Source organism: Clostridium sp. CTA-5 (assembly GCF_054768135.1).
Genome location: NZ_BAAAAT010000002.1, coordinates 533,590 through 546,276 on the forward strand (window position 1 = coordinate 533,590; position 12,687 = coordinate 546,276).

A 12,687-nucleotide genomic window follows, 5' to 3' on the forward strand; every position below is an offset into this window, starting at 1 on the left:
AAAGTACATTACAATTATTATGCTATTTAACTTTTATCAGACTATCTAATCCAAGCTCCGTTAGCTCCTAAAGTGTAACCATCAACAACTGTGTTAGCTTGCATAGCTCCTGAACCATTACAGAAGTACCAGTTTCCGCTGTTATCTTGTACCCATCCAGTTTGCATAGCACCTGAAGCATTTAAGAAGTACCAAGTACCATTTGGATTAACCCATCCAGTTTGCATAGCACCTGAATTGTTACAGTAGTACCAATTTCCGCCATCTTGTACCCAACCAGTCTTCATAATATTAGTTGTTGGATCTAAGTAATACCAAGTTCCAGCTAAGTTTGTCCAACCAGCAGCTTTAACTCCATTATCGTTAACGTAAGTCCAAGTTCCATCTGTAGCTTGTACCCATCCTTTAGTTTGAGTTGCTTCATCTTTCTTATCTTCTTCTTTTTCTTCTTTTCCACCAACTAGTGAATAAGATTCATTATCTTCACTCCAAGCAACTAGGTTATCTTTATTATAAACTGATAATTCATTCATTGCTCCGTCTACTCTGTAAACTTTATCCCAACCATCATCATTATCAAATTTATAAATATAACCGCCATCTAATCTCCAAAGATTTCCGTCAACATCTACGTCAACTGCCATCTTATCATCATTAATTTCTACATCTTCACTACAATCACCTTTAACATCTGTGTAGTATATTCCATTCTTTGATTTTAGATTTAAAGCTTGAGCCATTACTTTCTCTTCGCCATTCTCTTTACCATAAGCAATAACTGTTCCATTATTAGCTACTGTAAAGTGAATACCATCAGCAACTTCTTCAAATTCTGTATCTGATGTATAATCTTTACCAGTTATAAATTTTCCAAAATTAGCAACATCTTCATTGCCACCTTTAGACTTTAATAATTTTCCATCATCTGTAGAAAGTACATAAGTTCCTGCAGTTTTAGCATACTTAGCACCATCTATTGTATCAGAAGCTTGTTCTTTTGAAATCTTTTGAATAACATTGAATGAAACTTCACTTCCATCTTTTTCCTTAAATGCAGTAATATTTCCATCTTTATTGTCTTTAGATATTTCTTTTCCACCAATTTCTTTAATGGCAATACCATATGCATTTCCATCTTCAGTACCAACTTTTACTGTTACTCTAGCTAATCTATAAATGTTCTTATCATCTTGTCCTATTGTCTTTATATGTTTTACAGATGCAGTAGCATTTATTTTTTCTCCTTTTTCCTTACCTTCCACATCAACTCTAGCAACTTGTTTCTTTGAATCAGTATTTTCTACATTTATAGTTTTATCTAAATCTCTAACTGCAGATGGTGTTGTTGCTACTACTCCAACTTTAATTTTTCCTAAATTATAGTCAGCATCAATGTAGTTTCCTTTTACATCAGTATATACTCTTAAAGCATTGCCTCCATTAGTCTTCTTATCTTCATTTTCATATACACCTTCATACCAAGTTTCAGCGAATTTGTTTCCTGATATTTCTTTTAAATCAATTTCTGTTTCATGATTGGCATATCTATCATCTGCTTTGTCTTTAACTTTTTTCTTTAAAGCTGATTCAGCATCAGTTTTATTATCTTCTTTTATATCATCATCTGATACTTTTCCATTGTCTAAATCAACAAAGTAATCTCCTTCAGATATATTAACATATTTTGCACCATATGCTTCTGCTGAATCACCTGTATCAACATTTTCTAATTTAGAGTATTTACCGTCTTTTAAGTAGTAAGCATCTTCATCATCCTTATCTTGTGCATCCCCATCAATGTAGAACTTACCATCTTTATAAGCTATTGCATTATAAACTTTACCTTCTTTAGATTCTATTCTTTTGTAATCTGCAGCATTAACTCCTGTTGCTGGAACTAATGAAACTACAGCAGCAGCAGCTACTAATAAAGCTGTCATTTTGTTTGCTCTTTTAAACATAATTTTCTTTCCCTCCTAATTTTTCTAATTCACGATAAATTATACCATTCCTACATATTATTGTAAAGTTAGATATTCTCTATCCTAAATATTATTTACAATATTACATTTATTTTACTGGGTTTTTTTTCATTAAAAACCTACTTTTATCATTATATCAAAATACTTGTCCATGTCAATCTATTTTTGGTATAATGTTGTTTAATTTCAAACATATTATATCTTATTATTATTTTTCTATTTGTGGTTTTTAATTCCATTAAACTCTCTGTTATACAATACAGTACTTTTTTTTATTTAGGGTCCTTTTTTTAAAAAATAAATTAAAATATTTTTATTTATTTTTTACTTCTGAGTACCAAAAGAATAATCTCAATGTAAAGTAAATAAAAATACATAATTATTTTTTAGATTCAGTAGTTAACATTTCGTGCTAAACCTCTTCTTGAAACATATTGTTATCTATTCATAATTTTTAAAAAGTAAACTTCTTTTAAATTTAGGCACATTCAAAAAAATAATAGACTAGCATGCTCATCTATTTTGTGTGATACTGCGTCGCAAATTTAGCTAATAGCTTGCTATTAACTAAATTTACTTCCTTGTCTGACACAAAATATACAATGCCTCTTTGATCTATTATTTTATTTCATGTGCCTTATTCGAGAATATTATGAAATGCTAAAGGAAAATATATAAAATGAAACTCCAAGAGTTCGAGGCTAAAAATGAGAATCTAAACGTGAGAATTCAAAAGTGAGAATCCAAATTTCATATTTGGCTTTTTCAAACTTTACCTCAGAACATTTTATATTTTTTTAAATTTACTTAATGAAAGGATTAAACTTAATGTTAAAAAAAACTTGTACTTATATTTTTTTATTATTTATTGTAATTTTTTTAACAGCTTGTACTATAAAAAACAAAACACAACCTGAAAATAATCTTCAGTCAAAAGCTGAAGCTTCAACAAATAATGATACTAGCAATGATATAAATACTGAGCTTGAAAGTGATTATTCTAAATTTACTGGTTTTGATATGAGTAAAGATGATGTTAATCTTAAAATTGATGGTAAACTTTTAGATTTTACTTTACCAATATATTTAAATAAAAATAGATATTATTTTCCTTTAAATGAAATTATATATGATACAAATGGAAAAGGAGAAAAAAGTAATAATTCACTATACATAACTATTAATAATGTAAATTATTCTATTAACCTTTCAGATAATACTGTTAAGTGCCCTAATAGAAAATTCTCTTTAAAGGAAAAACTTTTAACTAAAGATAATATTTATTACATTGGATTTTCTGATTTATCTAATATGCTTGATTTATATACAAGATGGGATAAAGATAAGAAAATAATTATTTGTAAAACAAATTCTGATAATGTAGCTCATAAAACCAGTATTAATACAGAGAAGAATATTAACATAACTAATAATAAAGAACTATTCATTAATATTAATAGTTCACAGGATAATTCAATTAATACTAATAATCTTAATTATGTACAAAATAACACTCAAAATAATTCTAAAAATGTCCAAATAGGATTAATACGACTTGAAGATATATGTTTAACTTCTATGTCTTACGACAAAAACTATTTTGAGAATCTTAGAGTAATTGGAATGTACTTAAATCAAAAGAATATTCCTTATCATATTGCTTGGATCCCTCGTTATGTTAACCCTAAACTTAATATTGATAATGATCCATTAACAAAGAACAATTTTGAACTTGGGGAGATGGTTTATACCCTTGATTATTTAAAAACACATAATGGGACAATTGGACTACATGGATATACTCATCAGTTTGGAAATCATGAATCTGCCATTGGATTCGAATTTGGTAAATATGAACCATCTGAAGCTATATTTAGAGAAAAGATTAGAAAAGCTATTGAAACTGCTAAGTATTTAAATATACCAATAGACTTTTTTGAAGTTCCACATTATGAAATAACTTCAAAACAAAACAAAATTGCAGAAGAATATTTTAAGATACTCTATTATCCATTTAAAGATTATGGACTTGATAAAATAGATTTAACTAAACCTCAATTAAGTTCCTATAACAAATCTTCTTATTATATATCAACTCCATTAGATTATCTTCCTGAAGGAAAAGAAGATGCTGCATTAGAAAGAATTAAGAATGCTGATATTAAAAATATGGGCAGTGTATTTTATCACCCTAGATTAGAAGATAAATTTATTTCATTAATTGAAGATTCTAATGGATTGCCAACATTTAAATATGAAGATAGCTCAACTTTAAAAAAATTAATATCCATTTTGGAAGAAAAAGGTTTTAAGATGATTAAAGTGACAGATATAAAATAATAATACCCCAGGGGTACCCCTGGGGTATTATTATTCTTCCAGTGGGGTATTATTATTCTTCCAGTAGATAAACACTGTCTGGTGTTACTTCACCATTAGGTGTATAAAGAATCCAATCTGTTAAATCATCTAAGTTTAATTCAACTTCACTATTAACAGTTAGATTACTAATATAATAGGGCTCTTGAGTAAGAATTCCTTTTATAATTTTAGAATCATCCATTTCTTTTACATCAAACCAAATATGTTCTCTCTCTTCTCCATTTGATGCTCTATCTTTATCTCTATATTCTTCATCAACTAATAATCCAAACTTCATAAGTCCATGTATATCTGAATCTTTAATTGCTTCTTTAAAGTAATTCAATCTTTCTTTTGCTAATTTACTCATACGAATTGTTTCTTCTGTTGTAATCATAAGTATTGGATTGTCAGAAAGATACTTATCTATACAAGAAACATGATGAAATTTTTTATTATCACAATCTTTTGGAGATAGATATAAATAAAGTACTCCTGTATCCCTATTATGTCCATTAAATTCTCCTATTCGATCTTTCATAGAACCAATTATATTCTTATCATAAAATGTTGTAGCTAATGTCCATGAAATCCATGTTCCTATTACTGGTTGCCTATTATTAAGATAGGCAATTAAAAAAGCCTCCTCTTCATCAGCGATTCCACCATTTGAAACTACTCTTTTAGCAATTGTTTGCAATATACTAAAGTGATTTTTATATGTATCCTTATTAGAGTTTAATATTTCAAATTCAATTGAACCACAACGGTTAAGTCCATGAGTATGAAGCCATACAGTGCCATCTTCATCTGATACAGCTTGTACAGAATAAATATAATCTGGTGATGGTGGAATATTAGATTCAGCTGCTAGTTTTAACCACACACTTGAAATTATTTTTTCTGTAGAAAAATCAACTAATCCAATCATATCAGGTAACATAGAATATAAAACCTTAAGTTGAAGGTGATACGAATCTATATTAGATTCCCTAAATTTCATAGCTGTTGTTAATCCATAATCTGCCTTCATCATTGCATTATAATTTTCATCTGTAAAATGATGATTAATTGTAAACATCTCAGATATGTCAAATTTTTCTGGAATTAATTCAATCTCATAAATTTTTTCTTTATATTCTATTTGTGCAACAATATTTTTTTCTACTCTAATACCTATAAGGTTAAATAAAGTTGAATTCTTTAAACGCTCTATACATACTTCTGGATCTTTTATCTCTTCTACATTTTTAGGAACTGCCATAATATAAGAAATATCTTTCTTGATAGTTCCACTTTTAAGTTCTCTCTTTTTCTTCTTACCAAAGAATTTACCAAACATTAATAATCACTCCATTTTTTATTTAATCTACATATTTTCCAGACTAGTTGGTAATTAGATAGTCTTAGAAAAAGCTAGTCTTAAGTTACCTTTATTTTATCGGACTTTTCCTGTAAATATTTACTCCTAATGGATATTTTTATTCATAGAATGCTTTTTTCTGTTAAAATATCATCGATATTTTAATATATATTTCCTAATTAAATTAATACATTTATAAAAATATAGGTGTTATCCAATTTCAAATAATAACTATCTATTAAATCAAAAATCTCTAACACTAAATTTTATCAATATTTTATCTAAAAAAATTCTGTAATATCCTGGATATAAAAAAACAAATGACTTAAATACTATAATTTAAATCATTTGCTTTTTTAATCTACCTTATCTTATAAGTTTCTTCTAAAATAATTTGCACCTAAATATATATTGTAATAAGAATTATTCAATAAATTAAAGAACTGCATAATATTTTGCTGTACATTTAAATTTGCAACATATATATATAATGTTCATTTACCAAATTTGTAATCTCTCTTGTGGTTTTATATACATTTGGTCATTTTCCTTAATTCCATATATTTCATAGAATTTATCAAATTGTGCTAAAACTACATTAGCTCTTACTTTATTAGGTGAATGTTCATCTCTTTGAAGCCTAAGTTCATTGTATTCTTTTGTATTAATTTCACGCCATACAGTAGCATTACTTTCAAAGAATTCTTTGTAATTAGCATTTGGCATTTTATCTAATATATCTAATACACAAGCTATTCCTCCAATATCAGCTATATTTTCTCCTACAGTAGTATCTCCATTTACGTTCTTACCATTATCAAATTTTACATTATTATAAAAATTTCTAACCTTGTTAGTTTTCTCTTCAAACTTTTTATAATCTTCTTCAGTCCACCAGCTATCTAAGTTTCCATCTGCATCAAACTTGGCTCCATTATTATCAAAAGCATGACTAATTTCATGACCTATAATAGCTCCAATTGCACCTAAGTTATGTTCTTTTGAAGCATTTTCATCATAAAATCCTTTTTGAAGAATTCCTGCTGGAACTGTAATTGTGTTTTTAGTTGGATTATAAAACGCATTTAATGTTTGAGGAGGACAGTTAAATTCTGTTTTATCTATACGCTCATTTAATTTACTTATTTGTTTTTCCTCAAAAAAGTCACCTATATTTTTTACATTTTCCCAAAGAGATCCGCCTTCTTCATAAGATCTTATCTCTAATTTAGAATAATCATCCCATTTTTCCGGACATCCAATTTGAACACCTATTTTATTTAACTTATCAGTTGCTCTTTTTTTAGTTTCTTCACTCATCCAGTCTAAATTATTTATTCTCTTTTCATAAGTTTTAATAACTTCATCTGTAATATTTTGAACATTTTCTTTAGTTTTCTTTGAGAAATATTTTTCACTATATATTTTACCAAATGGCATTGCCAATAAACCATTTACTGCATTTATAGCCTTTTCTTCCTTAGGAATTTCACCTTTTGTTCCTAAATATCCATTAGAAAATTCTTTTGCTGCTTCTTGAAAATCATCTCCTAATAATCCTGCTACTCCAGCTATATTATTAATTTCAATATAATCTTTAATAAGAGGTAAGTTCTCTTCAGTATAAATATCATTTAATGCTTTTAACCATTCAGGTTCTGTTAAGATTATCTTATTAGCATTATCTAATTTTGAATCTTTCATAAGAGTACTTATTTTTAAATTTGGTGCTAAAGCATCAAGCTTATCTAATGTATAAACATTATATATTTCATCTATTGCATTTGGATTCTTTGAAGTTTCTTCTTTTCCTTTCATTGATGGTGCTATCATATATTCAAATTTAAATAAATTATCAACCTTTTCTTTTGCTTGTTCAGGAGTATATCCAACTAAAGTTAAAAGTTTTTTATAGTAATTCTCTGTTAAACCTTTATTTTTTGGGGTATTTTCTTTTGGTTTTACATATTCATCTGAATCTCCTAAACTAAGACCAGTTGAGTAAATATATGCTGCATATCTAGTTGCATCTTTAAAATCAACATTACATCCAATGTTTACTATAGGATTTGCTATATCCTCTTTACTAAGATTTGTAATATCATCTAAAGTTTTAATATTTTTAATCTTATTTAACATATCCTTTATAGGTTCTATTCCTTGCTTATTTCTGGCTTCTGTATTTAACATATTTTTATATAAATTAATTATCTTCTTCTCATCACTATCTTTTGAATAATTTTTTTCATTTGCTAATAAATCTTTTATTATCTCTTTTTTTTGTTCAATTAATGTATTATTAACTTCTTCAAATGTTGAATTAGCCACCTTTCCCTCTGCAATCTTTGCAGTATTTAGCCAATCTTTATTAGTTACACTATAAAAATCGTCCTGTAACCTCAAACTATCTGATACTATTTTATTACTTGTGTTTACTGGTACTTCTGCTGCTTTAACATATGTTGCTTGAGACATAAAAAGTGAAAATGCTAAAGCACATGCTACAATTCTTGTTTTCTTTAATCTTCCCATTTCAGAATTCATCCCCATTTCTTTTTTTAAACTTTTTAATATATATGCTCTAATTAAGTTATTACATTTATAATCTTTTATAGAATTTTTATAGAAAATTCTATTTTTAATTAACAATATCTAGTTAGAAGCATATATATCATAAATTTTCTATATAAGTCCCTCACTATATTAGTGAGCCATACCCTTTATCAATATTCTAATATTTATATTAATAAACAAACTTTATTGGAACTTATATATATTTTTCAAAATTAACCTTCTTTAATATACCACTTTTTGTCTATTAAGTAAAATAAAGTAGAGTTTTTTTATAATCCGCATAATTAATTGGTAGTGTCTAAAGTTTCTCAGAAAGTCCAAATTTAAATAAAACTAAAATAATTAAAAACTAAGTAAAATTAATTAACTATTATATACTTAACCCTTCAGTATTAATATAACTAAAAGCAAGTAAAATTATTAATTAATCTTAGGCACATTCAAAAAAATAATAGACCAGTATGCTCCTCTCTTTGATCTATTATTTTATTTCATGTGCCTTACCTACTTTTCTAATTTTATAATATTTTTTGAGATGCTTACTCCTAGGGTACCCCAGATCCACCCTTGATTCACCCCAGGGGTATTTTTTAATATGGATAATAATAAAAACGTGTAGCTGGATCAGTATCATAATAAGGATCAAAGTCTTTAACATTTCTCTTATGGACTACACTATTTCCAAATTTATTTTTTTGATTATCTGCAATATAAGCATTCCATCCATCAGCCCAACACATAAACAGATATACATGAGAATCATTTCGTGTAAATAAAATGTCTCCCGGTTTTAATTGATTTAAATCATAACAGGCTACAAACCCCATACTCTGTAATTGTCTTTCTAATTGACCTACATTTGCAGTATATGTAGGAATACTAAAACCATTTCTTCTTAAAAGTTCTGATTGAAAATATACACAATTGTTACTTTCCTCTCCTCCATGTAAACTTATAGCTCTATTATGAACACTTACTTGGTTGTCCGTATTAGTCATATATTTAAATAAATTATAATTATTATATGAATGAGAGTAATTATTATATGTATTTACACATTCCCCATTATATTGAGAATATTTATAGTTATCCAACCATACATTTTCAGCAAGGGTACCATCAGAATAGAACTTATAATTCTTTCCATCTATAAATTTTTCTTCATTTGATAACATTACACCAGTATTTTTATCTAGATAGTACCATTTTCCATTCAATTTTTTCCAACCATTTTCCATTGCTCCTGATTGTGAAAGATAATACCACTTATTATTTTCAAGCTGCCAACCTATTGACATTACCCCACTATTATTAAAATGATATTTTACTCCATTGATGTTTTGTATGCCTTTTTGCATTATCCCATCACTATTGAAATAATACCATTTACCAGATAAATCTTTCCAAGTATTTTTAAGCATTCCTTTTATTGAATCATAATAATACCAAGAATCATTTCTCTTATACCATCCAGTTAAAGTTAATCCTTCTTCTGTAAATTCATACTTTTGTCCATCTATTACATGGCTCCCTTTTAGCGTGTCCCCATTTTTATCATAATAGTACCATTTACCTTTTAAATAGTGCCATCCTTCTTTAAAAGTAATCTTATTTTCTTCTAAATTACAATACTCATATTTACCATTTATAATTTTAGATTCAAACTCTTTATCTAACTCATCAATTTTATTATCTGCTAAATTTAAATATTTCAGTTTTTCTAATTTTGCTATAGAATCATCTATTTTCCCTTCAATTTTACAAGAACTTAAGTTTAAATACTCTAAATTCTTTAAAAAGCTTATAGATGATGGTATCTCTTCATTAATTCTTTCATCTGATAAATCAATCTTTTTAATAGCTAAAAAATCTTTTTCATCAAGATCCCTTACTTCTAAATTTAATTGTTTTGCTACTTCCCTATTTAACCAATTATCTTCAGTTAAAGTTTTGTTTCTCTCTTTAGTTTCATCTTTATCAAAAAAATCATCTTTATTTAAAATTTTATTTTCATCTAAATTTTTATTTATTTTTAAAGATTTAGACTCTTCTAAAGTTTTATCTGATTTTGAAGATTTATCTACTACTAAAGTTTTGCTTTTATTTAATGTTTTATCTTGTTCTATTAATTTAGTTTCCTGAGAATTTATGATTTGACTTGCAAATGCTACTTTTGGTATGCCATTAATGCATAACGCTAGTGCTAACATTACTATTAATTTTATTTTCTTTTGTTTCACCAGTTATTCCCCTTATCTTTTGTGTAGTTTTTCTTTTGTTTATATGTTTAATAAAATATATAAGGCACATTTTAAAAAATAATTTACCAGTAAGCTCGTATATTTTACGTCATACTACGTCAGCAAATTCAGCTATTAACTAGCTATTAACTGTACTTACTGTCTTGTCTAACACAGAATATACAAGGCCTCTTTGGTCTATTATTTTATTTTATGTGCCTAATGCAAGTGTAATTTTTTCAAATTTAATCATTATTAAACAATATATACTAAATTTATCGTTACTTATTAATTAATCTTTAACGTTATTTATATAAATTTTTAATTTTCACCTCACCTATACTCCAGGGGTACCCCTGAAGTATGGGTGGGGTATGATAACATAAAAAATAGATAAGACTTTTACATCTTATCTAATATAATAATTAACAACAGTTTAAACTATTTAAAAATTTTATATAAAATAACCTATTCTTTAAATTAATTCATAATTATAAATCTCTACTATATATAATTTTCCCATAATCATTTATCTATTGTTTTAATTTTCCATTACTTATATTTTCATAATGCAATAAATCAAAAAAATATGGTATAGGACATTCTTCATTTAAATATTCATAAAGTTCTCTTAATATATCATCACTTATTTCACCTCCTAATATTGACAAATCAATATCTGACCCCTTTTTATAATTCACTATTATTCTACTTTTAAAAATTACCGACTTCTCTGTTTCCTTGAACTTACTTAAACCATACATAATATAATTTAAATCTTTATCTAATGATCCATACATAAATTATACTTCTACAACCTATATATAATCTTCCTAAAACAAAAAGCAGATAAGACTTTAATCTCCATCTTATCTACTTCAACTAATCTACATATTATTTTTGCTTTAAAACCATTTATATTAATTATTATTTTCTAACCATTTAAGATAATTACCTCTTGCAAATTTATCTGCTATTTGTAATGAATTTTCTAAATGTTTTTTCTCATCATCGTTTCTAACTTCACCTTTTATAGTACCATCATTTAAAATAGTACTATTTCTTTCCGTATTAATCAATACTCTTCCCATAATCGTAGTTTCAAATTCTTGTCTATATATACCCAGCATATAGGCTATAGTTGAGAGTATATCAATTTGTCCTCCATAAGTATTTATTACTTCTGCTTCTTGACCTAGGGTATATATTATAAGAGGTATCCTTTTTTCGGCTCCTTCCACCAATTTTCCTCAGTCTTAATGTCCACTATTTCATTGTGGTAATTTTTATGTAAAATAGTATAATCACCATATATTACAAAAACAGTATTTTTAAAATTTAAATCATTTTCAATACTATCTATAAATTTCCCTATTTGTTCATCAGTATATCTAAAATTTTGTAGATAACCTCCCAATAATGTTTTATTTAAATTTTGAGGTAAATCCAAATATTTATATTTATCTTGTAATCCATCAAAAGGACCATGGCTTGTTAGTGTAATCGAATAATTAAAAAATGGTTCTTTAAGATTTTCAATTTTTCTGACAACTGCTTCTAAATAAGATTTATCTGATAATCCAAGAACGATCTTTTCATTGTCAGAATCTAATTGTGTTGCATCATAAATTTCATCAAAATTTAAAGCTGCTTTATGTGCTTCTTGCCAATTCAAACCACCAAGACAATGGTCTAATTCAGGATGAGAAGATATTGTAGTATGTCCATTTTTCCTTAAAAGTGATGCCATTGTAGTAAATTTTGTATCTGGATACTCAAAAAATGTTCTTCCATCTGATATTGGCAATACAGAAGTATTGGCCATTAAATCACAATCAGAACTTGATCCACTACCGTTTTGCTCATATATATTATCAAAATATATACTATTCTTTAATAATTTATTTAAATTAGGGGTTACTTCTTGTCCATTTATTTTTTGGTTTATAGCCACTCTTTCTAAAGATTCTACTTGAAGAAATATAACATTTTTCCCACTATATTTACCTTTATACTTATTATCAGGTAAATTCTCCCTATTTTCATCAATCCATTCAGTTACATCTGAAAGTCCTTTTCTTTGCAGTTTATAACAAAAGCGCTTTTCTTTTAAAGTTATAAATACATCATATGCATGAAATCCTAATGGAGTCATATTATACATTGC

The 12,687-nt window shown here is 26.8% G+C and carries 8 protein-coding genes; 1 reads left to right on the plus strand and 7 read right to left on the minus strand.

Translation table 11 applies throughout. The features are described 5' to 3' along the window. Positions 1 to 41: 41 nt before the first annotated feature. Entirely contained in the window at positions 42 to 1,961 is a 1,920-nt protein-coding gene (locus ACYUET_RS07510; RefSeq protein ID WP_460278689.1) for an N-acetylmuramoyl-L-alanine amidase family protein, read from the minus strand. 849 nt (positions 1,962 to 2,810) lie between these two features. Here ACYUET_RS07510 and ACYUET_RS07515 point away from each other — a divergent pair. After that, positions 2,811 to 4,322: a DUF2334 domain-containing protein gene (locus ACYUET_RS07515; protein ID WP_460278690.1), complete on the plus strand. Its 1,512-nt coding sequence runs from the start codon at positions 2,811 to 2,813 to the stop codon at positions 4,320 to 4,322. A 52-nt stretch (positions 4,323 to 4,374) separates the two neighbouring features. Here the strand turns inward: ACYUET_RS07515 and ACYUET_RS07520 are convergent, their stop codons facing one another. From ACYUET_RS07520 to ACYUET_RS07545, 6 genes are all read right to left on the minus strand, one after another. Next, positions 4,375 to 5,685 carry a DUF4026 domain-containing protein gene (locus tag ACYUET_RS07520; RefSeq protein ID WP_460278691.1) on the minus strand — a complete coding sequence of 437 codons (1,311 nt, stop codon included), beginning with the start codon at positions 5,683 to 5,685 and terminating at the stop codon, positions 4,375 to 4,377. Between the two features lie 519 nt (positions 5,686 to 6,204). Further along, positions 6,205 to 8,238, minus strand: a complete 2,034-nt coding sequence (locus ACYUET_RS07525; RefSeq protein WP_460278692.1) for a M13 family metallopeptidase — start codon at positions 8,236 to 8,238, stop codon at positions 6,205 to 6,207. 632 nt (positions 8,239 to 8,870) lie between these two features. Then, positions 8,871 to 10,520 (minus strand): leucine-rich repeat domain-containing protein, encoded by a 1,650-nt coding sequence (locus tag ACYUET_RS07530; protein WP_460278693.1) that lies wholly within the window; start codon positions 10,518 to 10,520, stop codon positions 8,871 to 8,873. Positions 10,521 to 11,053: 533 nt separating this feature from the next. Next, positions 11,054 to 11,320 carry a nucleotidyltransferase domain-containing protein gene (locus ACYUET_RS07535; RefSeq protein WP_460278694.1) on the minus strand — a complete coding sequence of 89 codons (267 nt, stop codon included), beginning with the start codon at positions 11,318 to 11,320 and terminating at the stop codon, positions 11,054 to 11,056. Positions 11,321 to 11,440: 120 nt separating this feature from the next. After that, positions 11,441 to 11,761, minus strand: a complete 321-nt coding sequence (locus ACYUET_RS07540) for a hypothetical protein (RefSeq protein WP_460278695.1) — start codon at positions 11,759 to 11,761, stop codon at positions 11,441 to 11,443. Next, entirely contained in the window at positions 11,728 to 12,684 is a 957-nt protein-coding gene (locus tag ACYUET_RS07545) for an LTA synthase family protein (RefSeq protein ID WP_460278696.1), read from the minus strand. Before ACYUET_RS07545 ends, ACYUET_RS07540 begins: the two co-directional genes overlap by 34 nt. Positions 12,685 to 12,687: the final 3 nt, after the last annotated feature.

Bases quoted from the DNA above. Each gene is read 5' to 3' on its own strand.
- ACYUET_RS07520 (WP_460278691.1), bottom strand. From the start codon at position 5,685: ATGTTTGGTAAATTCTTTGGTAAGAAGAAAAAGAGAGAACTTAAAAGT.
- ACYUET_RS07510 (WP_460278689.1), bottom strand. From the start codon at position 1,961: ATGTTTAAAAGAGCAAACAAAATGACAGCTTTATTAGTAGCTGCTGCT.
- ACYUET_RS07545 (WP_460278696.1), bottom strand. From the start codon at position 12,684: ATGTATAATATGACTCCATTAGGATTTCATGCATATGATGTATTTATA.
- ACYUET_RS07535 (WP_460278694.1), bottom strand. From the start codon at position 11,320: ATGTATGGATCATTAGATAAAGATTTAAATTATATTATGTATGGTTTA.
- ACYUET_RS07525 (WP_460278692.1), bottom strand. From the start codon at position 8,238: ATGGGAAGATTAAAGAAAACAAGAATTGTAGCATGTGCTTTAGCATTT.
- ACYUET_RS07515 (WP_460278690.1), top strand. From the start codon at position 2,811: ATGTTAAAAAAAACTTGTACTTATATTTTTTTATTATTTATTGTAATT.